This window comes from Tullyiplasma multilocale ATCC 49900 (assembly GCF_000483165.1).
GTDB classification, from domain to species: Bacteria; Bacillota_I; Bacilli_A; order Mycoplasmatales; family Mycoplasmataceae; genus Tullyiplasma; species Tullyiplasma multilocale.
The window spans coordinates 206,276-231,109 of record NZ_KI519557.1; the positions used below are offsets into that span (position 1 = coordinate 206,276).

Consider the following 24,834-nt stretch of genomic DNA (forward strand, 5'->3'; position numbering starts at 1 on the left):
GATGCTTACTAAAAGATTAGAACAAGTGTTAAATTTAATTGAAGGTGTTCAAACAGTGGCTGACATTGGAACAGATCATGCTTATTTACCGATATCAATTATTGACAAGAGAAAAGCTAAGTTTGTTTATGCAGTCGATGTTAATGAAAAGCCATTACAAAGTGCAATGGCTAATATCAAGAAATATGGCTTTTCAAACAACATAACTCCAGTACTTTCAAATGGGTTAGAATTTTCATTAAGTGATGAAGTTAAAGAAATTGATTATGTAACTATTTCAGGACTTGGAACTCAAACAATTTTGTCAATTCTTGAAAATGACAATGACAAAATCAAGGGTTATATAATTTGTTCAAACACTGATTTATGAGCTTTAAGAGATTGAGTTAAAGAAAAAGACTACAATATTGAGCTGGAAGACTTTTTTGATGACTACGATAAACACTATTGATTAATCAAAATTAATAAAAATAAGAAATTTGAACAAGTATCAGATGATTTTATGAGACTTGGAGATTATAAATTCTTAGCCAATAACGAAACATATGGAAGATTCTTAATTTCTGAAAAAGCGAAATTTGACAACATCATTTCAAAAATAACAAATGATGAAAATAGAAGATCAGAAATGATAAAAGTTTCTGAAATTATAGGGAGATATCTTGAGAATGGAATTAATAAAAATAATTAAATATCTTGATAAAAAATTCAACCCTAAATTAGCTAGCGAGTGAGATATGGTTGGGTTACAACAAACATCGAATAAAAACATCGATATCAATAGAGATGTTGAAAACATTTTTGTTTGTTTGGATTTAACTAGTGAAGCCTTGGATGAAGCAATAAAACATAATGCTCAATTGATTATTACTAGACACCCTTTTGTTTTTAGAGAATTGCAAAATGAAAGAAAAAATCCAGCAAAAAATGCAATGCTTAAATTGATTAAACAAAATGATATAGTTATATATTCTATACATACAAACTATGATGCTTCAATAAATCAAACTTTGATAGAAGAATTATCAAAAGTTATTTCGATCAAAAAGTATAAAAAATTCGGTTTAGATAAAGAATCAACTAAAATCACTATCGACAAAAAAATCACTTTAAATGATTTCATCCATAAAATGAAAGAAGTTTTTAAAAGTGAGTTTGTTCAATATTCTAAGAATATTGAACTGAAAAATCAAATTCAAGAATTTTATATTACAACTGGATCTGGAGCTTCTACAATGGTAGAAAACAAAATGCAAGATGTTGTGTTTTTAACAGGTGAAGTTAAATGGAATGAATGAATATATGCAAATGACAATAATGTAGATTTAATATCTGTAGGACACTACATGGAAAACTACTTCATTAATGACATAAAAAATAAGTTAGAAAATAACTTTAAAGATAAATTAAAAATAAGAGCATTTGATATTACAAATGCATATAGAGAAATATAGGAGGAAGAAGATATGGAATTTTCAAGTTTTGGATTTAAAAAATTTATAAATGACACACTACATGATATTAATTTTGTTACTCCTACATCAGTTCAAGAAAAAGTTATACCTTTAATTAAAAAACACAGGAACGTGGTAGCATTGGCCCACACAGGGACAGGTAAGACACACAGTTTCTTATTACCAATCATTAATAATTTAGATGTTAATGTACCATTTGAAAAGAGAAGGGTACAAGCATTAATTATTGCCCCAACAAGAGAATTGGCAAAACAAATTTTTGATAATATTAAAGATTTCCAAAAAAATGAGCCAAGAATTACTGCAAGTTTATTCATCGGGGGAGAAGACATTGAGAAATCAATTGATAAGTTAGAAAAAACTCAACCAATGATCGTTGTTGGTACTCCAACAAGAGTAAGAGAATTATATGAAGCAAATCACCTACGTGTAACAACAGCTGATTATATCGTTGTTGATGAATGTGATATGATTTTTGATTTAGGTTTCATCGAAGATGTCGATTTAATTATTTCAAAAGCTAAACAAGATGCTGTTATTTCATTATTCTCAGCAACAATTCATGAAACACTTAGACCATTTGTTAAAAAATATCTAAGAGATTCTATTTTTATTGATGACTCAGAATCAAAACCATCAAATAAAAATATTCAACATATTTTAATCGATACAAAAAACAGAGAGTTAGAAGAAGTTATTAAAAAGGTAGCTACTTCAATTAATCCATACTTATGTTTATTATTTGTAAACAAAAAAGAAGATGTTTCAAGAATTGTTAAAATTTTAAGAAATGCAGGAGTAACTGAAGTTGGAGAATTACATGGTGATTTACAACCAAGAACTCGTATGAATATGCTTAAAAAAATTAAGAATAATGACTTTAAATTTGTAGTAGCAACTGACGTCGCTGCTCGTGGGGTTGATATTCAAGGTGTATCACACGTTGTGTCTATTGATTTGCCAACTGATTTAAGTTACTACATCCATAGAGCTGGTAGAACTGGTCGTTCAAAAATGACAGGAATCAGTTATGTTTTACTAAATGTTAAAAACCAAAGTTTAATTGAAGAACTTGGTAAAAAAGGAATTGAATTCGAAGTTCAAAGAATGGTTGATGGAGAGTTAGTTGACGTTAAAAAACGTGCTGCTAGAACCGTTAAAAAGAACCAACAAAACTTAGATGTTGAATCTCAAACAGTTATTGCCAAATATAAAAACCAAAAAGTAAAACCAGGATATAAGCAAAAACGTAAACGTGAATTGGATAAAATTAAACAAAAGCGTAAACGTGATCATATTAAACAAAACATTAATAAAATCAAAAAAGAAAAATACAAAAAACGTAGAGAAGAAATTTTCGGAGATTAACACCAAAAAGGGGTTGTTAATCTCTTTTTTTGTTATATTATTTATATAGTTAAAAAGGGGAAAATAATGAAAAAGATTAAATTCAAATCATCTGATGGTCAAGAGACTGTTTCCCTTTCACCTGAAGAACTGGAGATTGTTAAAAGTTCTCCTAAATACGATAAAACTTACAATGATTTAATAAGTAAGTGTGAAAAGAAATTAGAGAGACAAATTTATTTTAAAAAGACTTTTTGACATGATTTAATGATCATTGCCTTAAGTGCTTTTGGAACTACAATTGCATTTGACTACTTTATTTCAGCAACTGGTAGAGTTGGACTATTCCCGGGTGGTTTGGGTTCAATTACTAGATTCGTAGCTGTTATTGTTGGAAAAGATGCAGCAGCACAAGCTAGTTTATACTTTGTGTTCTACTTCTTATTTAATCTACCCTTTATTGCTTTTGGTATTTGAAAGCTCGGGATTAAATTTTCACTAACCACTACCCTTTATATTTTATTAAGTATTGGTTTTGACCAAATAATTACTAGAATACCAGTTATTAATCCAAATGACTGACATGTTATTATTGATTACCAATTAATTGCAGCTATTCCAGGACAATGGGGAAGCACATTATGATTATTCATATTTGCAGCATTTGGTGGTATTGTTTTAGGTTGATCATATGGACAAGTTTATAAAGTTGGTTCATCAACAGCAGGGACTGATTTTATCTCAGTTTACTATTCAAAAACAAAAAATAAAAACATTGGTAAAGTTAATATGAAGATTAACTTTTGTATTATGATTGCTGTAATTATTTTAAATACAATCTTATTAACTCCGGACCAGTTTGATGAAAGTATTAGATATAGTGTTCTTAATGCATCTTATGGTTTCCATAAGAATGGATTTAATAATGAACTAATTCAGGTTTTAGGTTCTGGAAACGGATATGGATCTGATTTATCGGCATGATTGGAAGCTAATAAAGGTGTGTATGTTGAAGCAAACGGAAATAATTTAATGATCGGAGATTGGTTAGAAAATTCTATTTCAATTACAAATTCACAAATTGAATTCAAATTAGGTTCAAATGAAGCTAATGGAAACTTATATCAAGCTATCATTAGAGAAGTTGCGATTGATGATTCATTTAAAGGTTATACATCTGAAATGAAGAATTTAATCCGTTTTAAATACATCTTAGGACCAAGTTTATTCGCTTCATTAATTTTAGTTATCACACAAGCATTGATGATCGACTTTGTTTATCCGAAACACAAAATTAGAACAATGATGATTACTACAACTAATGCATCAGAAGTTGAAACATTCTTATTTGAATCTGGATACAGAAATAACGTTTTTGTTTGAGAGGCTCAAACTTCTAAAAAAGGTTTAGATGTAACCAATAAAAAAGTATTAATGGTAACTATGACTGTTATTAATTGAAAAGAACTAGAAGCTGGTATTAAAAACTTAGATGAACATATGAACATAAGTGTTGTTCCAACTAAAAAAGTTGAAGGGCCATTTACATTTGAATTGAAAGATGAAAGACGTAAAGAAGCTATCAATGCCAAAGTAGTTGAAAATAAAAAATTAATGAAAAAAATTGAACACGATGCAGTTATTAAAACTGTTAAAAAGAAAAACAAAGAATTTAAAAAAATCAAAAATGATAAAAAATAATTAGTACAAAATATTGTATAATTGAATTATGATTTATTATTTTGGTTAAAGAAATAATAATGAAATATTGGCTGACATTTTAAATGTTGGCTTTTCTTATTTTATTAATGGGAAAGGGGATATTATGAATAAAAAAAATTCTAACAAAAAGATAGTTCATATTTTTATAATGTTTATGATTATCGCCTCATTAATAATTGGTATTGTTTTCTCACTTGGAGGGGCAATAAATGATAATAAATTAGGATCACGTTTTAACGGTGGATATGAAGCTCTTGTTGGGGTTTATAATAACACTAAAGAACAAGATGATAATGAAAACCTACCAAACGGTGATTCTGATGAAGGTGCTAGAGCTCTAGAAAAAAAACTATCACCTTTTTCAGATAACACAATCGAGGTTACAAAAACAGGTAACAGTCGTTTAACTGTAAGAGCATCAAAAGATGCTTACTCAAACAATGAAAATTTCTTTGTTGATGCTATTGAACAAAATGGTGGTCTTGTAATTTTAAATAGCGCATTCGAAGATGTTTTATTTGATTCAACTATCATGAAAAAAATTGATAAAACAGTTTTAGATGGTGAAGGGAATGTGACTGATAAAGTTAAGATTTCTGAAATCGTTGGAAATGTTAAAGCTGAAGCAGTTAAGGTTGGAACATCAAACCAACCGTTCTTAAATTTTGATATTAGTGAAACTGAATACTTATCTAAAATTGTTGCAGCTTCTGAAACAGAACAAACACCTGTTCTTAACATGATCACAAGTATCGAAACTTTATTAAATAATCTAAGAGGTTATTATAATCTAGGAACTACTGAAGATGAAATGGATGATTATGTTAGTGCTTATTGAAATGGTTTAATTTCACCATTACAAACAGCTTACAACAAGTTATCTACTAAAGAACAAAATGTATTAGATGATTTTTTTGGTGGAACTTACATTACTACAGGAACAACTGGTTTACAAGTTGAAAATGTTGTTTCATTAATGGATCAAACAAAAATCAAAAGTGAACAATCATTAAAAAGTGTTTTATTCCAATATGAAAATGGAAAAATTAATACAAATAAATCATTTAAATTCTTAAATACAAATATTGGTAAATACATTTATGATCCAAACTCAATTGCTGAAGACTTCATGATTAAAGATGGTAAAAAAGGTAAATACTACGATAATTTAAAAGTTGATGCTAAATTAAATAAACCTTCTCGTGATATGGGGAACATTAGAGAAGCTTTCAAAGTATTGACATCTAATTTATTAGGTAAAGCTTTATTCAAAGATATTAAAGCTGGTTCTAAAGTTAACCAATACTTTGATGAAAAAGTTTTCGATGATTACATCTTATTAACTGAAACAATTAATCCAGCAACTAATGTAAACTCAAAAGCTTATATCGATACAGATGCAAACAGATTAATGGTAAGAAGTGAAACTTATACTAAATCTAAGAAAACTGAAGCAACAATTCTTCAAACAACTTTAGGTATTACATTCAAAGTATTATCAGTTAGTGAATTTGATATGGATATTACAGCAGTAATGTTTATTGTGAGTGTTGTATTCTTAATTATTATTGCATTAGCAATCATGGGATACTTGATCTTTGCATATCGTTTATTAGGGCTATTTGCTTCAATACTAGCTTTCCTGGCAGCATCCTTAACATTATTAGTACCAGTTTGATTCACATTGGCAATTGGGCCTGAAATCATAACATCATTAATAATTGTTGTTGGATTAGTGCTTGATGCAAGCTTCATATACTTTGAATCAATTAAGAAAAACATTTATAAAGATAAGCACTCAATTGAATCATCATTCAAGATTGCTGGTAAAGAAACTTTATGATTAGGAATTGATGCAGCTTTAGTTACTTTGATACCAAATGTCGCTTTATTCTGAATTGGTTCTGGAGCATTGAAAAACTTCGCAACTATCACATCACTTGGGGTAATGTTTGCATTAGTGTTTGGAATAATTGTTTTAAGATTCATGTCAAGAATCGTTATTAATACTAAATGATTTAAAAAATATGATTGATTATTACCAATTGATACTTCTCAAAAAATTAAATCAACTTTCTTTAATGATTTCTTTAAAAAACATTATGAAAGTAAATTAGAAAAATTAACTTCTAAAGATTCATTATCTTCAGAACAATTAATTAAAATTAAGAAAATAAAAGATAAAGTTTCTCATTATTCACAAAAAGAGAGAGATATTATTGCTAAGAAAAATGCTGCATTCATCAAGAAAGCGGAAGCTAAAATTGCTAAGTTTGAAAAACAAAACAAATCACTTAAAGAAACAAAATTTAAGTCATTAAATAAATTAATCAATTCTAGAAAAGACCAAAACAACTTCAATAAGAATTATTATGAAGTTAAATTAGCAAATGATAATCCTGAAGAGATCCAAGTTAATGAAATGATTAAACTTGAAAGAAAAGTTTTTAAAACAGGTAAAATCATGGCTGTTATTGGTGTATTTATGATCGCTATTGGAGCAATCGTGGGATTCACAGCTGGACCTAACTTAACATCAAGTTTTGGTAAAGGGAATAAATTTGTTCTTTATGGTTCAACAATTGATGATACATATGAAAGCTTATCAAACAACGGTCAAATTCAAGAATGAGTATTTGATCCAAATTCAAAACTTGTTCAAGAGATAATTGATTTAAAAGCTAATTCAGATCAAAAGAATATTCAGAAATTAAAAGATCAAGGGATTATGAATATTAATCGTCCTGAAGAATTACAAGGTGATCAATATCTTGAAGCAAGAAATGAATGAAAAGCTAGCGTTGTTGCTGACTTCTATGAGTTCATTATCTTCAATAATCACTTAACAGACTTTGTTAACTATAAAGAATCTGTAGGTAAATTAGCAAACGTTCAAATTAAATATGGACCTGACTTCAAACAAACAGGGATATCACTAGATAAATTGAGTGACGTACCTTATGTTTCTATCCAAACAACCTCATCTGTAGAATTTGGGACATTCAAGGCTTGAATGAGAAGAATTGCAGATAATGGTAAACAAACACCAACTTCAGCTGGGGGAATTTTAGGATTATCAGAATCTCCTTTCACAGCCTATGGTCAAATCAAAGAAGTTGCTATCATGTTTGGAATTATCTTATTAGCGTTACTTGTTTATATGATAATTAGATTTAAATGAACATATTATGTAGCTCTTGCGCTTGGTTTCGTATTTATTACAGCAATCACAGTGGCTTCTGTAATTATTTTCAGAGTTCCAGTAACAGCTGAAATTATTGCGGCTGTAGTTGGAGTAATGAGTTTCGCAGTTATTACAGCTATATTGATTCTAGGAAAAGGAAAATCTATTATTTCTTCAAAAACAGATGAAAGAATTAATGAGTACTTTAACAAGGAAATTGAATTAGCTGTTGAAATTAAAGAATATAAAAATACTATTAATGATATTATTTCTTCTGAAAGAAATCAATACGCTAATAAAATCAATGATCTAAAAGTAAAACTAAAAGATATTGATGATAAAAAATCTGATGACTATAAAAAAGTTAAAGTTGAAATGAAATCATTGAGAAATGAATTTAGAATTTTTAGAAAAGTTGAAAAACAAAAGTTCAAAGACTTCAAAGCTAAAAACAAAAAAGCAATTAAGTTAGAATCAAAAACTAATAACTTTGCTAAAGAGGTTTTCTTAAATGTAACTAAATTTGCAATTACTAAAACTGTCTTTATTTCATCAATTTATGCAATTGTAGCTATTGTTATGGCATTAACATTGCCATCAATTGTTGGGATGGGTATAACACTTGTTATTGGAATTGTAACAACAAGCGTTGTAACTATAACAATTGTAGTTCCGATCTGAATTTGATTAGAACGTCAAAGAATTAGTGCTAAATATGGATACAAACGTTTTATTAGAAAAATTAAAGTGTCTGAAGAAGAACAAATAATTAAAGATATAAATGATTAAGGAAAAAATGGATTTAAAAAAATATATATACGATGTTAAAGATTTCCCAAAAGCTGGCGTAAACTTTAAAGACATCACACCTTTATTAAATGATGCAGATGCATTCAAATATACAATTGAAGAAATTTCAAAATTTGTTAAAGAAATTGGTGCTACTGTAGTGGTGGCTCCTGAAGCTCGTGGATTCTTATTGGCTTCAGCAGTTGCTTTCAACACTAATACACGATTTGTATTAGTAAGAAAACCTGGTAAATTACCAAGAGAAGTGTTTGATATTGAATACACTTTAGAGTATGGTACAAACCACCAGCAAATGCACAAGGGAGATATTAAACCTGGTGATAAAGTTGTTATTGTTGATGATATTCTAGCAACTGGTGGAACTATTGAAGCGATTATTGAATTAGTTGAAATGCAAGAAGGAACTATTGAAGGTATTTCATTCTTAGCTGACTTAACCGATTTACATGATGAAACTTTATTAAGTGAATACAAAGTTCAAAAACTTTTAAAATATTAAAAATAAAGACTTCGGTCTTTATTTTTTTATCTCTAAAAAAAGTTATAATTATTAACAAAGCAGGTGAAATTTATGGCAATGTCAATGAACATGATGAAGAAGGTTAAACGTAACAATAATTCCTTAAATATCGTAGAAATCAGAAAATGATCTGATTTAGAAAACGAGTTGAAAACTTATATTACCAACAAGAAAGAACTTAAAGAAATTGAGTTTGCATATAACTATGCAGAAGAAAAACATAGAGGACAAGAGCGTAAAAATGGAGATCCATATATTTACCACCCATTGTCTACTGGTTATTACTTAGCACAGCTTAAAATGGGTCCTAAGACAGTTATTGCTGGTCTATTACACGATATTATTGAAGATACTCCATATACTGAAGAAGATTTAGAAAAAGTCTTTGGAGCAGAAGTTGCTACATTGGTTGAATCAGTTACTAAAGTAAGCTACTTCGCGAAAGATAATCGCGAACAACTTAAGTCAGAGTACCTAAGAAAACTTTATGTATCAATGGCTAAAGATATTAGGGTAATGATTATTAAAATTGCAGATAGATTACATAATATGCTGACAATTCATAATCTACCTGAGAGAAAACAAATTGTTATCGCTACTGAAACATTAGAAATTTATTCAGCAATTGCACACCGTATTGGGATGAAAAACGCCAAGGGTTGATTAGAAGATTTATCATTTGAAGTTTTAAACCCAGTTGAATATCATAAAATTCAAAATATGTTAGATCGCGAACGTGAAGAAAGAACAAAGAGTATTAATACAATTATTGATAACTTAGACCAATATTTACGTAAAGAAAAACATATTAAACTTCTAGATATTTTTGGGAGAGATAAAACTGTTTATTCTATTTACAGAAAAATGAACGTTTTTGGTAAAAACTTCGATGAAATTACAGATTTATTAGCTGTTAGAATTATCACAAAATCAGTTGATGATTGTTATAAAGTTTTAGGATATATTCACCAAAAATACACTCCACTTGCTGGAAGATTTAAAGATTATATCGCAACACCAAAAAACAACGTTTATCAATCACTACACACAACTTTATCAGATCAAGTTGGAAATATTTTTGAAGTTCAAATCAGAACTCAAGAGATGGATGAAGTAGCTGAAACTGGAGCTGCTGCTCACTGAAGATATAAAGAAGGGGAAGTAATTGATATTGCTAAACGTCAAAAACAAATTGATGAGCAAATTGATATCTTCCAAAGAATTCTAGATATTGAGCGTCAAACAGCAATTGATAACGTAGGTCCAAACCCTAAAAAAGGTGAAATTGAAAAGGCCTTAAAAGAAGATTTATTTACAACTTCTATTTATGTGTTAACTCCAGGTGGAGCTGTTAAAACATTACCATATGGTTCAACTGTTTTAGACTTTGCTTATAGAGTTCACACTGAAGTTGGTGAAAAATGTATCGGAGCCAGAATTGATGGAGTATTTGCTCCAATGAATACTGTACTTAAATCTGGACAAGTGGTAGAAATTAAAACTTCTTCTAAACAAGAACCAACACATGAATGATTAAAAATCGTGACTACATCAAATGCTAAAAATAGAATTAAAAAATTTTTAACAGCTAAGATGAGTGAAGAAAGTGTTAAAGATAAAAAAGACGAAAATAAAGCTATTGCTAAAAAAGCTGAAAATACAATTAACTCATACATCAATCAAAAAGATTTACGTTGAAAACGTAAAACTGATGCTGAAATTTTAGAAAGTGTTAAAAAATTAGGTTTCAAAGATCTTGAAGATTTCCTATTAGCTCAAGCTAAAGGTGAATACTCAGTGGTTGAAGCAACTGAATTAGTATTCATCGATCACAATCATACAAAAGATGATGAAGCACTTGAATCTATTAAAACTAAAATTATTAGTAATTTAGATTTAAAAAACGATATTGTAATTGATGGAATAACTAATTTGAAAACTTCACTTGCATCATGTTGCATGCCAATCCCTTATGAACCAGTTATTGGTTATGTAAGTAAAGGGAATGGTATTAAGGTTCACCTTAATGAATGTGTCAATGTTGGTGGAGAAGGGGCAGAGCGTCTAGTTTCTGTTCAATGAAACTCAGCTGTTGCTGAAAAAAGTATGTATACAACAAAAATTAAATATTATGCAACTGATCGTCCAAACCTTTTATATGATGTAACAAAAGTATTAACATCATTAAAAGCGGCAACAATTAGTGCTAATATTTCAACAGATGAAAAAACATTATTAGCTTCAGGGGTTTTAACTATTAAAATTAAAAACTCTGATCAATTAAATCAAATAATTTCATCATTAAAATCTATTCCTTCAATCGTTGATGTTGATAGAGCAATGAAAAGAAGAGGGAAGTAATGAAAAATACAAACTGACAAGATTATCAAAAACTTGTCGAAGAAGGTTATGAATTAATTGATATTCGTGAACCTTACGAAACAGAAAAAGGGTTTGCTCCAGGTGCTACTTTGATTCCAGGTTCAGTAATTTCTGAAGATATTTCAGTATTGGATAAAGACAAGAAATACATTATTTCATGTCAATCAGGTGGAAGAAGTAACTTTATGATTCAACAATTAGTGAACCATGGTTATGATGAAGAAAATCTAGTTAATATGGTTGGTGGGTATGGTAATTACCTATTAACAAAAGATAATAATAAATAATATTATAAAATAGGAGTTTTTCTCCTATTTTTTGTCTTTAAACCTTTATCAAGTATGAAGGGATGTTATATAATTAATTAGATATAAAGGAACGTGATTAATATGATTCAAAAACCAAGAGGAACTCAAGACATATTTGCTCAAGAAGCTAAAGAATGAAATGCCTTAGAAACTAAATTAAAAAATATTTTAGCAAGATTTAACTTCTCAGAAATTAGAACACCAATTTTTGAGGCTAAAGAATTATTTGTTAGATCAGTTGGGGAAACAAGTGATGTTGTTTCAAAAGAAATGTATGACTTAATAGATAAAAAAGGAAGAGAATTTGTTTTAAGACCAGAAGGTACAGCACCAACTGTTAGGGCCTTAATTGAAAACAAATTATACGCTCCTGAATTCTTGCCATTAAAAGCATTCTATATTGGTCCAATGTTCAGATATGAAAGACCACAAATTGGACGTAATCGTCAATTCCACCAACTTGGTGTAGAAGTGTTTGGACCAAATAGTTTCAATCAAGATATTGAAGTTGCTGCATTGGCATACCAATTAGTTAAAGAAATTGGTTTAGCTGATAAAGTGAAAATCGACATCAACTTCTTAGTAACTGGAGAAGGCAGAGTTAGATATATTGAAGATCTTAAAAAATACTTAACTAACTTTGACCTATGTAACGATTGTAAAGTTAGAATCGAAAAAAACACTCTAAGAGTTCTAGATTGTAAAATTGATGGAGATAAATTTACAGATGCTCCAAATATGAATTTATACTTATCTGAGCAAGAAGAAGTTGAGTTCAAAGCTTTAATAAAAGGTTTAGAAGCAATTGGAATCAAAACAGAATTAAATACTAAATTAGTTCGTGGATTAGATTATTACACAGGATTCATTTTTGAGTTAAAATACTTAGAAAATGATTTAGGAAGTCAGCAAACATTAATAGCTGGTGGAAGATACAATAATTTAGTTGAAGACTTAAATGGTCCATCAACTCCTGCAGCTGGATTTGCTATGGGGATGGAAAGAATCATTATTACATTAAAAGAAAATGGAATAACATTAGTTGAAGATGATTCAATTGATGTTTATACAATTGCTTTATCAACTAATGCGATGATCTTAAATCAAAAGATTATCAGTGACTTAAGAAATAATGGTTTTAAAGTAGATACTGATTATATGAATAGAAGTATGAAATCTGCATTTAAACAAGCAGAAAAATTTAAAGCTAAAAATATCATAATTCTTGGAGACCAAGAATTTGAATCAAATAATATCAAAATTAAAAATCAAATAACAGGAACAACAACTGAAGTTGAAGTTCAAAACTTAGTAGAAACATTAAAAGGGGAATAACAATGAAAAGAACACATACATGTGGTGAGTTAAATATTTCAAACGTTGGTCAAAAAGTTCTATTACAAGGATGAGTTAAAAAAATCCGTAAAATGGGAGCAATGAACTTCGTAGATTTAAGAGATAGATATGGGATCACTCAATTAATTATTGGAGAAGAAAATGCTTCATTAATGGAATCAATTAAAACAGAATACGTATTAGAAGTTGAAGGGACAGTTATTGAAAGAAAATCAAAGAACTCTGATTTATCAACTGGAGAAATTGAAATTCAAGTTTCAACAGTTACTTTAATTAATAAGTCTGAACTAACACCATTCCAAATCGAAGATAACATTGATACTCTTGAAGATAAAAGAATGACATACCGTTACCTAGATTTAAGAAGACCAGAAATGCAACAAAACTTAATTACTAGAGCTAAATTAAATAGTGTTATTAGACGTGTGCTAGAAGGTCAAAACTTCTTAGAGGTAGAAACACCATACTTTGCTAAATCAACACCAGAAGGGGCTAGAGACTTTTTAGTACCATCAAGATTAAACAAAAATAAATTCTATGCTTTGCCTCAATCACCACAATTGTTTAAACAATTATTAATGGTTTCTGGATTAGATAGATATTACCAAATTGTTAGATGTTTCAGAGATGAAGATTTAAGAATTGATCGTCAACCTGAATTCACACAATTAGACTTAGAAATGGCTTTTGCAACAGGTCATGATGTAATGGATTTAGTTGAAGATATGTTAAAACAAATCTTAAAAGAAATCAAAGGTATTGAAATAGATGAACCATTTATCAAAATGCCTTACAAACAAGCAATTAAAGAGTATGGAATTGATAAACCAGACATCAGATATGATTTAAGGATTCATGATTTAAATGAAATCTTTGCAAATACTGAAGTTAAAATGTTACAAGCTCATATTGCTGAAAACGCTTCAGTTCGTGGGATTATGATTGATGAATTATTGGGTAAAAAACAACTTGAAGAAATTAATGAAACAGCAAAACAAAACCATTTAAACGGAGTGGGTTTTGCCAAATATGAGAATGGAACTTGATCTGGATCAATCGCTAGTCAAATGAGTGATGCAGAAAAAGAAGCTATCTTGAAAGAATTTAACATTACTGATAAAGGTACTTTATTAGTTAATGGTGGAAAATACGAAGATGTATCACAAGCAATGGGTGCTATCAGAATCAATGTTGCTAAAATATTTGATTTAGCAAACCCAAATGATTACAAACCATTATGAGTTGTGGACTTCCCATTATTTGAATGAAGTGAAGAAGAAAATCGTTACATGGCAGCACACCACCCCTTCACTATGCCTAAAGCAGAATCATTAAGTGATTTTGAAATTAATAAAGGTGAAGCTGTGGCTTACGCTTATGATATTGTTATGAACGGATTTGAAATTGGTGGAGGATCACAACGTATTACTGACCCAGAAATCCAACAAAGAATGTTTACAGCTGTTGAAATGACTCAAGAACAAGTTGGTGCTAACTTCGGATGATTTATGAATGCCTATAAATATGGAGCACCATATCATGCAGGATTAGCATTTGGTTTAGATAGAATTGCTATGTTATTAAGTCAAACAGAATCAATCAGAGATGTAATTGCATTCCCTAAAAACTCAAACGGAATTGATCCAATGAGTAATGCACCGGATTACGTTGAAGAAAAACAATTAAAAGATTTAAATATTAAAAATGTATAAAAAAATGAGTTTTAAACTCATTTTTTTATTTTAAAACTTAAAATAGCTTAAACTTTCCATTATTGAAAGGGACCCGATTTTTTTATTGGTTTAAAAATGAGAATATACAATATTATTATATAAACGTATAAATGAGGTTTAAATTATGAAAAAGAAAAATAGATTATGAGCTGGTTTAGCAGGATTACTATTGGCTTCAACACCATTATTGGTTTTGGCTGTGCATAGTTCAAAACACGAAACTGAAAATATTCAAGATGAATATGAATTAAAAGATTTAATTAAAAATACAAATTTAGGTACTTTTGAAGAGGAATCTTTTGACGAGCAAAAAGCAATTGCTAAAATTTTAGAATTAAATAAAAGTAAACTTTTAATTGCATCAGAGCTGTCTGTGAATTTAGAAACAAGAATTGTAACTTCTTCAAATGAAAAAATAACAGGAGAAGTAACTTTACAATGAGTTCTTACAATTGGAGGAACTGAAATAACTCCGGCAACTTATGACTTACAAAAATTAATTATTAATCGTAATCTGGGAGAATTTGAAGAAGAAGATTTTTCGAGTGAAGCTATAATTGCAAAAGTTATCGAACTTAATGATAGCCCTATCTTAAAGCCTGAGCAATTAGTATTAAATTTAGAAACAAGAATTATCAAATCTACATTAGAAAATATAATCAATGAAGTGGAATTGGAATGAGCTGTTATTCCGGCTGTTAGAGTTAATCTTTCAGAAATGAATATTGAACCAGTGTTATCAGATACATCTGAAACACCACACCAAGACGCTAAAACTACAGAACAAGTTTTAGAACTTATTGCAACTGAAACAGCAAGACTAAAACCTGGAGCTCAATACGGTAAAGACTACACAGTTGAAGGAAATATGGATCAAGCTGGAATAATTACAGTTAAGGCTGTTGAAGGTTCATTCAAGCTTGAAGGGCAATATGAAATAATTGTTAAAACCACTTTAAAACAAGCATTAAAAGAGTTAAAAGGTTTCGTTGTTAATGAAACTAGTGAAGAAGATGATTTAATCAATCTACTTATCGAAAAAAACCCAGAAGCATACGAATCTTTTGAAGAAGCTAAAGAAGATCTAAATATCACTTTCCAACCAAGTTCAGTTGTTGGTAAAATAAAAGCTACACTGACATCTAAAGAAAAATATTGAAATGATGAAGTACAAGTTAAATCGATTACAGTAAATTATATTAAAGTAGAAATCAATACATTAATTGTTAATACTGATTTGGGAGAACTTAAAGATTTAACTATTGAAACTTTAGCAGAAGCTATAAAGGTTAAAAATCCTCAAATTTCTGAAGATGTTTTAGCTATAATTACAGACGCTTGAAATGATGGTCAACTTGATGATACTGCAACTTACGATACACTTTCTGGTGTATCAGTAGATTGAACAATGAGTAAAAAATCACCAAAATATATAGGTAGTGTTAAATTAACTTATACAGTTAAAATTCCTAATGAGGCTGCTGAGAATGATCTTGTGTATATTGATGCTAAAGGTAATGTTATTATTTGGGACGAAGAAAATAATGTGCAACCTATCGTTATTCAAGTTGGTTATGATTTAGAAACTGGTGAAGCTTTTGAACTATTGGGAGCAAAACATGTTCCTGCATCTATTTCCGAAAATATAACAAGTTTAAATGGTATATTTGTCGGGTCTAAAGAAATGAATGACTCTAACGTTGGGTTGTGAAATACTTCTAATATTGTTGATATGTCTGGAGTATTCAATGATGGAGCTTTCAACCAAGATATTTCAGGATGAAACACATCAAAAGTTACAAAAATGACTCAAATGTTTAGTGGTACTACTCAATTCAATCAAGATATTTCAGGATGAACCGTTTCTAACGTTACTGATATGGAACAAATGTTTTATGGTGCAGAAGCATTTAACCAAAATCTAAATGGATGAGATGTAAGTAAAGTTGAAAATGCAGACTTTTTCGCAAATAAATCAGCGTTTGAAGAAACTAATTGACCTCCATTTAGTGGTGATGTTGATCCTTACATGGTTTCAAATGAATACGCAATTATTAACAAAAAAGAAAAATAATACTAAAAAAATTCTCGCAAGAGAATTTTTATTTTATTTGATATAAGAATTGATTATATAAGAAATTAAATGATTGATTAAATCCTAAGTTGACATAGCATAAGTAAACAACTTTAAGATAATCGGGTTTTTCTAATTTACCAGCTTTCATTAGCTTTGCTGCAAATTTCATTAAAGTATGAACAAAAACGTTAGATTCAAATAATTGTTTATCATTGTGTACTTCGTTTGCAAAGATTTCATCCAGGATATCTTTTTCCTTGATGACTTTATATATTTCATTTTTAAAACGTGTATATTTAACTGAAATTGTTTTGTTACCCAATTGCATAGCTGTTACATGTTTGTTATCGACATCATTGCTATCAATTGTATTATAGTATTCAATGATTTGATCTATTGCCATACAAAAACCTACCAATGACATATAATCTGTAAACATACGGTCGAATTTTCTAAATAACTTATCATCGGTTATGATTTTTGTTAATTTTGGTTTAAAGAAATTTAAGTAATTATTTACCGCTCTAAAAAGTTTGTCATAACTTGTTTGTTCAATGGTATCGAAAGGAATGAAATCATTTGGATTTGTATTGAATTTACTAATTCAAACCTTATTCTTTTTAATTATTTTGTTTAAGTTTTTAGTCCATCAAGGATTAACATGATTAAGCTGTTTTAAATCTTTTTCAGATAACTCTCTTAGTTTGAAGATTTCTATCATAAGTTTCTCCTTTTTATATTATTTATATTATATATAAAATAAAACTGATAGTCATATAAGGTATAATTTAATAATATAAAGAGGTGTATTATGGATAAACAAAACAATGTACAAGAAGAAGTAGAATTAGGTTTCTTTGAACCAAGTTTAGGATTAATTATCACTAACTTAGAATTCTTAGAAGAAGAGTTAGCACAAGAGAAAATTGATGTTAAAGCTTTAACAAACTTAATTGATGAATTTAATGAAATTGAAGACTTAGAACAATGAAATGGTTTAGTTAATAAACTTGATGAAATGTCACAAGGATTAATTGAAAATATTTTAAAAATCGTTGATGCTGATCACTTCAAATTATTATCTTACTTATTCTTAGCTTTAACTTTAGCTAAACATTTAAAAGAAGATGAAAAATTAATGCAATTTGCAATTGAACTAGAAGAAAAGATTGCTAATAAAGAATTGGTAAACAATGATGAAGTTATTATCGTTGAGTACAAAGGATTAGTAGTTAACTTAGTAAATGAGTTATATGCTCACATTCAAGAAAGAATTACAGATGAAACACCAGTTTCTGATGAATTTAAAAAAGTTGTTAAAATTTTAGCAAAAGAAAAAGAATTAGCAGATCTACGAGATGGTACTGAAGTATTAATGGATTTATATGTTGTTGAACACGAAATCAATAATGAATCTAAAGAAACTGTCTTATTACAATTTCAAACATTAAATGAAATTAATGGATTAATTACATTGATTGATTTCTGAGAACAAGATAACTTAGAAGAAGAATAATTGGAGGACAAATGAGCATCGGATATATAGTTTTAACAGCGGTTGTGGCAATATACTTGATTGTTTTATTAGTGAGTGGGATTATGGCTTATAAATACCAAAAAACCCACAAACCAATGAAACAATTACGTGAAGAATATTATCAAGAGTGAAATCTGCAAAAAAACAGCATTGACATTGAACAATTATTACAACCAATCAATGTAAAACTAGAGTTACCAGTTGGAGAAAAAGTATATCTAATTGATGACAATGCCGAAACTTATATTCTCGATAAAAAAAGTGGAGATTTAAAAAATCTAAATAAAACAGGAATTCCTGAAATTGATGCAATCGATTCTTATTATGATGACAATGATTTCATATCTTTGAAAAGTAGTTATAAAGTCTTTAAAAAGAAAATCATGAAAGAAGATTATCTTGGAGTTGTTTATATAACTAATAAAAGAATCATGTTTGAAACCCAAAGTGGTTATGAACAACTACCATTGTCAAAAATAATTAAAACCTATGTTGCGCCAATTGCAGTCAAAAGAGATTTTTACAAAGGATATATTATTCATACAAAAGATGAAATATATCAAGTTGTCTCATCACATCCTGAATCAACAATTGTTTTAAATGAATTATTGAGATTCAATAAATCTAAAAAGGGGGAACAATAATGTTGGATAAGTATATGTCAATAACTACATTTATTTTAATGTTTGTAGTATTTGGATTAAATGTTTACTTAACAATTGATCTATTCTTAAAAATAAGAAAATTAATGTTATTTAAAAAACAAGAAGTAAGAATTTACGAAAATAAAAGAATGCTGAAAGTTATCGTTCTTTCAACATTAATAGTGATGCCAGTAATGTTTATATTGAATACAATATTTTTTGCATTATATATGGCCACTGATAAGACGACATATTCAATTTGTTTAGAAATAGCCGCTTTAATCTTTATTGGTTTTGCGATTTACTTTGATCTTTACATCTTAAAAATAAGTAAAGCTGCAATTGTTGTTAATAAAAATGATAAATTAGCATTCCTTGATGATGTTGTGGATGTTAAAGATATTACAAATATCAGAAATGATATTAAAAGAAAAAACTTCTTCATCAACTTTAAAACCGAAGATGGAGTAATTGGTCAGGTTAAATTAAAATACCACTGAAGGTTAAAAGATTTCCTAGATGAACTAAAAGTAGAAAAAGAATTTATATAGGAGATAAAATTATGATTAAACAAGCAGAATTTATAAAATCAGCAGCTGATAGAAGTGGTTGAATTGAAGATGAAATGCCCGAAATTTGTTTCGTTGGACGAAGTAACGTTGGTAAATCAAGTTTCATTAATTCAATTACAAATAGAAATAAGTTAGCAAAGGTTGCTAATACACCAGGTAAAACTAGATTACTAAACTTTTTTGATATTAACAAAGGAACATTTAGAATTGTTGATGCTCCAGGTTATGGATATGCCAAGATTAACGTAAGTATGAAAATTAAATTTGGACAAATGATGGAAGATTACCTAATCAATCGTCCAAATTTAAGAGGGGTTGTAATGTTAGTTGATCTACGTCATAAGCCAACTCAAGATGACAGAAATATGTATGACTTTTTAAAGGGTAATGAAATTCCAGTATTAATGATTGGAACTAAATTAGATAAGTTAAAAAGAAATGAAATTGCTAAAAATGAAAAAATGATTAAAGAAACATTATCATTTGTAGATACAGATACATTTATTAAAGTTTCAAACTTAAACAAAACTAACATTGAGGGAACTTATGAAGAGTTCATCAAGTTAATAGAAGACTAATTGGGAGAAATATGGAAAATTTTGAATCGAAAAAAACTAAAGATATCGAAGCTGAGTTAGAAACAAATCTTAAAAATGGATTAACTCAAAATGAAGCTGATATCAGATTAGAAAAAAATGGGAAAAACGAATTACCAGCCGGTAAAGTTAGACCTTGATATGTAACATTTATGTTGGCCTTAATTGAACCTTTACAACTTATCTTAATTGCCGCTGCAATTATATCAGTAGTAGCTCCAATTATTGCTCATGGAGCAGGGAACTTAACAGCACACGATTTCATTGACTTTGCTGTTATTATTGCAATTGTATTCATTGATGCAATTCTAGGTACTGTACAGGCTGTTAAAGCTCGTAAATCAGTTGATGCTTTGAAATCATTGTCTAAACCACGAGCAATCGTAATTAGAGATGGGAATCAAAAAGAAATTGATGCTGCTGACTTGGTTGTTGGAGATATCGTAGTTCTTGAAGCTGGGAAATATGTCCCGGCCGAATTAAGAATTATTGATTCTTCTGACTTTATGATTGATGAATCTATCTTAACTGGTGAATCATTACCAGTTGAAAAGACTCATAAAGATGTTAAAGAAACTACAATCTTAGCAGAGAAAATTAATATCGCATTTATGTCAACATTCACAACTGCAGGACGTGGAATTGGTGTTGTTATCAAAACTGGATTAGATACAGAAATTGGTAAAATTGCTAAAACAGTTAATGAAAATGCTGATGTTGAAACTCCATTGGAAAGAAAATTAACAAAATTTAGTTACTGAATATCAATGGCTGCAGCTTTAGTTGGAGTTATTATTTTCACAGCCATGTTATTAACTGGTGAAAGAAATGAATGATCAAACTACTTAATGGTAGCTATTACATTAGCAATTGGGATTATTCCTGAATCATTACCAGCTGTTGTTTCAATTACATTATCATTTTCAACAAAGCGTATGGCTCAAGAAAATGTTATTGTTAAGAAATTAGCATAAGTTGAAACATTAGGATCTGTAAATGTTATTTGTACAGATAAAACTGGTACTTTAACTCAAAACAAAATGACAGTTAAAAAAGTTATTATTAATAATAAGATTATCGAAGCTAAAAAATATGAAGGTTTCGATATGGATGAGCATAAAGAAATCTTCTTACGTGCATTAGTATTACCAAATGATTCAGTTACCGAGGGAACTGAAAGAATTGGTGATCCAACAGAATTAGCATTAGTTGATTATGCTGATTTAATGGGAATTGATGAGCAAAAAACAAGAGCTCAATTCTTAAGAACTGACGAAATTCCTTTTGACAGTGAAAGAAAGTTAATGACTACATTAAATAGCATTGATGGAAAAGTTACTTCATTCACAAAAGGAGCAATTGATCAATTATTAAAAGTTTGTGACCGAATTTATCTAGATGGTGAAGTAGTTGAATTAACTGAAGATCACATCAAAGAAATCTCAAAACAAGCTCTTAACTTAAGTGATGATGCTTTAAGAGTATTGGCATTTGCTTATAATGACAAACCAGCAAAAGATAAAGCTAACTACGAAAGTGGATTAATCTTTATTGGTGCTGTTGCTATGATTGACCCTGTTAGAAATGAAGCTGTTCAAGCGATTGAACAAGCTCATGCTGCTGGAATTAGAGTAGTTATGATTACTGGAGATCATGCAATTACTGCTTTAGCAATTGCTAGAGATTTAGATTTAGCTTATACACCATACGAAGTAATGTCTTCTGAAGTATTAGAATCTATGTCTGATGAAGAATTAGTAAGAGTAATTGATAACATTAAAGTATTTGCGAGAGTTAACCCTGAACATAAAGTTAGAATTGTAGCAGCCTTACAAAGTAAAGGAAACATTGTTTCAATGACTGGAGATGGAGTAAATGACGCGCCAAGTTTAAGTCAAGCTGAAATTGGGGTTGCTATGGGAATCACTGGAACAGATGTGGCTAAACAAGCTTCTGATGTTATTCTTACAGATGATAACTTTGCAACAATTATGACTGGAGTTAATGAAGGTCGAAATGTATATCAAAAAATTAGACGTGCTATTGTTCTATTGATGGGATTCAACTTAGCTAACGTTATTGGAATCTTTGTGATTTCACTATTATTCCACTTATCACCATTAGAAGCCACAAACATTTTATTCATTAACTTAATTGTTGAATCATGTTTAGCTATTGCTATTGGAATGGGGCCATTAGACAGTTCTCTAATGAAACTTAAACCAATGACTGGTAAAAATGGATTATTAAAAGGATTGATGTTACCAATCTTGAAAATTGGAGTATTTTCAGGATTAGCTTCAATCTCAGCATTCTTTATCGGAATGGAAGCTGTAGATATGGTAGCTTGAAACCAAGTTGCAGGAACTGACTTTAGTTCTTGATTTGATTTAGCAAGAGATAATGCTTTAAAATTAGTTGATAAAACTGCCTTTATCTCATTTGGTAGAACAGCTATGTTTATTACAACCGTTACTTCACCATTGTTATTTGCTCACTTGATTAAACTTTCAAACTGAAAAGCATCTAAACATGTAAATATGTTAGTTTCATTACCTTTAGTATATGCTTCATTAATTGCTTTCGGATTAAGTTTAATGGTAGTATTTATTCCTGGTTTAAATGATCAAATCTTTGGATTAGTTCATTATGGAACAAGAACTATAAACGGAATTGAAATTGCTGGTTGAACAAACGATAACTTATGAGTAATCTTTGCTTCATTAGCTTTAGGATTGGTTCCAGCTACTGGAATTTTATTAACTGATGCAATTACATTCTACTCATACCACTTGTCACCTAAAACATGACAAACAAATCGTCAATTAATTAACACAATGATTGAAAACGATAGAAAAGAAGAAATTGCTGCAGCAAAAAAACGCAAAGCAGAAGATAAATAATAAAAACCTTCGTAAGAAGGTTTTTTTATACTCTTTGAAGTTTTGACTTAATTATGTTTGCAAAATTTAGAATTGAATTAACTAAGTATCAATTAAATTAGGTGATAAAAGATAATTTAAAGAGGCTGAAAAAATTTATTTCTAAAAATATATTTTGAGAAGGATAATTGACTGGAACTATAAAATAGATGTTGATATTTATAATTCTGAAATAAAATAAGTGTAAAAACTTTTTTACACTTATTCAAAGTTTTCTTATTTCAAGACATCCTCAGACCTATAAGAAGGTGCTACATCAGTATAGTCTTGTTCGTTTATAAATATTAAATAGTTTTTGACTTGGACTTTTGTAATACCGTTAATAACTTTAATCTGCCTTTCACTAAATATATTTTTATTGTATATAAATTCATCATCAAGGTGGGGACCATTTTTGTGGTCTTTATATTTAACCCTATAGTTTCTTTTCCAGATGTCCTCAAGCTCGAAATTAGAATTAAATATTTTCTTATCTGCATGAAATATTTTTTCGGTATATGTATTTTCTTCCAAAAATTTGTTTGTTAACGAAAGGCAAATGGTTGGAGTTAATGGATAAAAATGTACCAAAGGAGTGTGTGTTATTGTGCCTGCGGCATAAATCGGTCCATGGTCGGTCAGAATATATTTTTTGTTTGTTTCATTTGTGTCTATTTCTGAAAAATTAAGAAAAGTATACTTTAAAAAATTTTCCAGAACTCTTATTGCTTGTCTAATAAACAATTCACTTTTGTAATATTCATCATTTGGTAATATCGAATCAAGATTGCCATTATATTGCTTATTTTCGATAGATTCAAATAATAAATAATAAAAATTCAAATTTTTTAATTGAGCATCTTTGATGTCTTGTGGACTATATTTTTCCATTAAATTATTAAATAAAAAATCACCGTCTAAATCGTTTGAACTGATAATTTGAGATTCCGATCTAGCCATTTGGACAATCATGAATAATTTAATAATTAACAGATCGCTCCTTGTTATTCTAATAGTATTGTACTTTTTTCAATTTCCTATAATATTTTCACTGATAGTATAATATTTCTGTTCAATTTTCCCTAATTTTATTTCTATCTCATTAAAGTCAAAACCCGCTGTATTAGATTCGTAAAAATAATTTCTGAAGAATGGATCGTCTTGTGATCTTATTTCAACAATTTCTGAATTTTTTTCATTGTATTTTAAAATATTAAAAAAAGATTTATCTTGGATTTTTGTTGATCATCTTTTGATTATAAAATTTGGTAAGAAATGTTGTCTTTTAATTTTGGTCATATTATCTCCGCCTTTTTCATTCTAGGCCCTATAGGGGACTTATATTCTGTTACTTTTTAACATTTAAATTTGAAATTTTGTTACCAAACAACATTATATAGCATAATTAATTCAATCAAAAGGTTATTTAAAATAAATTTTTAGATATACTTATTTATTCGGTTTAAGGGGCAAGGGGTGAAAGCAGGGTGTAATTTCATTGTATATTTTTTTATCAATGAGCGTTGTGCCATCAAGTGACTAAACTTGTCTTTGCTGAAAATACATAAAAAAGTTTTACAAGTTGGATCATTCGTCTATAAAATTAATGTTTTTTTATTACCCTTAAGTGTTTTTTAAGTAGGTATAATA

19 protein-coding genes are annotated in these 24,834 nt (G+C 28.9%); 17 read left to right on the forward strand and 2 right to left on the reverse strand.

All coding sequences use genetic code 4. The features are described from left to right. Position 1 precedes the first annotated feature (1 nt). The 11 genes from G319_RS09930 to G319_RS09945 all read left to right on the forward strand — a co-directional run bounded on the left by G319_RS09930 (position 2) and on the right by G319_RS09945 (position 16,911). Complete coding sequence (locus G319_RS09930; protein WP_026389764.1) at positions 2-691, forward strand: tRNA (adenine(22)-N(1))-methyltransferase; 690 nt, start codon at positions 2-4, stop codon at positions 689-691. Then, positions 669-1,454 carry a Nif3-like dinuclear metal center hexameric protein gene (locus G319_RS0103910; RefSeq protein WP_026389765.1) on the forward strand — a complete coding sequence of 262 codons (786 nt, stop codon included), beginning with the start codon at positions 669-671 and terminating at the stop codon, positions 1,452-1,454. Before G319_RS09930 ends, G319_RS0103910 begins: the two co-directional genes overlap by 23 nt. A 12-nt stretch (positions 1,455-1,466) precedes the next feature. Next, a complete protein-coding gene (locus G319_RS0103915; RefSeq protein ID WP_026389766.1) occupies positions 1,467-2,843 on the forward strand; it encodes a DEAD/DEAH box helicase in 1,377 nt (458 codons plus the stop codon). 66 nt (positions 2,844-2,909) lie between these two features. Then, a complete protein-coding gene (locus G319_RS09935) occupies positions 2,910-4,523 on the forward strand; it encodes a YitT family ABC transporter (protein ID WP_026389767.1) in 1,614 nt (537 codons plus the stop codon). Positions 4,524-4,647: 124 nt separating this feature from the next. Beyond that, entirely contained in the window at positions 4,648-8,517 is a 3,870-nt protein-coding gene (locus G319_RS09940) for a protein translocase SecDF, variant type (RefSeq protein WP_026389768.1), read from the forward strand. Next, the gene (locus G319_RS0103930; protein ID WP_280123373.1) at positions 8,510-9,037 is read left to right on the forward strand and encodes an adenine phosphoribosyltransferase; all 528 of its coding nucleotides are present in this window, start codon (positions 8,510-8,512) and stop codon (positions 9,035-9,037) included. The genes G319_RS09940 and G319_RS0103930 overlap by 8 nt, the downstream gene beginning before the upstream one ends. A 72-nt stretch (positions 9,038-9,109) precedes the next feature. Beyond that, the gene (locus G319_RS0103935) at positions 9,110-11,419 is read left to right on the forward strand and encodes a RelA/SpoT family protein (RefSeq protein ID WP_280123374.1); all 2,310 of its coding nucleotides are present in this window, start codon (positions 9,110-9,112) and stop codon (positions 11,417-11,419) included. Beyond that, a complete protein-coding gene (locus tag G319_RS0103940) occupies positions 11,419-11,727 on the forward strand; it encodes a rhodanese-like domain-containing protein (RefSeq protein WP_026389771.1) in 309 nt (102 codons plus the stop codon). Before G319_RS0103935 ends, G319_RS0103940 begins: the two co-directional genes overlap by 1 nt. 102 nt (positions 11,728-11,829) lie before the next feature. Continuing rightward, positions 11,830-13,083: a histidine--tRNA ligase gene (gene hisS / locus G319_RS0103945; protein WP_026389772.1), complete on the forward strand. Its 1,254-nt coding sequence runs from the start codon at positions 11,830-11,832 to the stop codon at positions 13,081-13,083. A gap of 2 nt (positions 13,084-13,085) precedes the next feature. Further along, positions 13,086-14,816: an aspartate--tRNA ligase gene (aspS, locus tag G319_RS0103950; protein ID WP_026389773.1), complete on the forward strand. Its 1,731-nt coding sequence runs from the start codon at positions 13,086-13,088 to the stop codon at positions 14,814-14,816. A gap of 145 nt (positions 14,817-14,961) precedes the next feature. Then, positions 14,962-16,911 carry a BspA family leucine-rich repeat surface protein gene (locus G319_RS09945; protein WP_051350892.1) on the forward strand — a complete coding sequence of 650 codons (1,950 nt, stop codon included), beginning with the start codon at positions 14,962-14,964 and terminating at the stop codon, positions 16,909-16,911. A gap of 28 nt (positions 16,912-16,939) precedes the next feature. Here G319_RS09945 and G319_RS09950 read toward each other — a convergent pair whose 3' ends face one another. After that, a complete protein-coding gene (locus G319_RS09950) occupies positions 16,940-17,635 on the reverse strand; it encodes a hypothetical protein (RefSeq protein WP_026389774.1) in 696 nt (231 codons plus the stop codon). Positions 17,636-17,725: 90 nt separating this feature from the next. Here G319_RS09950 and G319_RS0103965 point away from each other — a divergent pair, with 90 nt between their 5' ends. The 6 genes from G319_RS0103965 to G319_RS09965 are packed head-to-tail and all read left to right on the forward strand — an operon-like array spanning position 17,726 to position 23,166. After that, a complete protein-coding gene (locus G319_RS0103965; protein ID WP_026389775.1) occupies positions 17,726-18,430 on the forward strand; it encodes a hypothetical protein in 705 nt (234 codons plus the stop codon). Between the two features lie 11 nt (positions 18,431-18,441). After that, the gene (locus G319_RS09955) at positions 18,442-19,095 is read left to right on the forward strand and encodes a hypothetical protein (RefSeq protein ID WP_026389776.1); all 654 of its coding nucleotides are present in this window, start codon (positions 18,442-18,444) and stop codon (positions 19,093-19,095) included. Then, positions 19,095-19,646, forward strand: a complete 552-nt coding sequence (locus tag G319_RS0103975; protein ID WP_026389777.1) for a hypothetical protein — start codon at positions 19,095-19,097, stop codon at positions 19,644-19,646. Before G319_RS09955 ends, G319_RS0103975 begins: the two co-directional genes overlap by 1 nt. A gap of 11 nt (positions 19,647-19,657) precedes the next feature. Beyond that, positions 19,658-20,245, forward strand: coding sequence for a ribosome biogenesis GTP-binding protein YihA/YsxC (gene yihA / locus G319_RS0103980; RefSeq protein WP_026389778.1), 588 nt, complete (start codon positions 19,658-19,660; stop codon positions 20,243-20,245). An 11-nt stretch (positions 20,246-20,256) separates the two neighbouring features. Continuing rightward, positions 20,257-21,237, forward strand: coding sequence for an HAD-IC family P-type ATPase (locus G319_RS10195; protein ID WP_280123375.1), 981 nt, complete (start codon positions 20,257-20,259; stop codon positions 21,235-21,237). Positions 21,238-21,264: 27 nt separating this feature from the next. Beyond that, a complete protein-coding gene (locus G319_RS09965) occupies positions 21,265-23,166 on the forward strand; it encodes a cation-translocating P-type ATPase (RefSeq protein WP_280123379.1) in 1,902 nt (633 codons plus the stop codon). 255 nt (positions 23,167-23,421) lie between these two features. On the opposite strand, the gene G319_RS0103990 is transcribed toward G319_RS09965, so the two are convergent. Continuing rightward, entirely contained in the window at positions 23,422-24,483 is a 1,062-nt protein-coding gene (locus tag G319_RS0103990; protein WP_026389779.1) for a DUF4238 domain-containing protein, read from the reverse strand. Positions 24,484-24,834 lie beyond the last annotated feature (351 nt).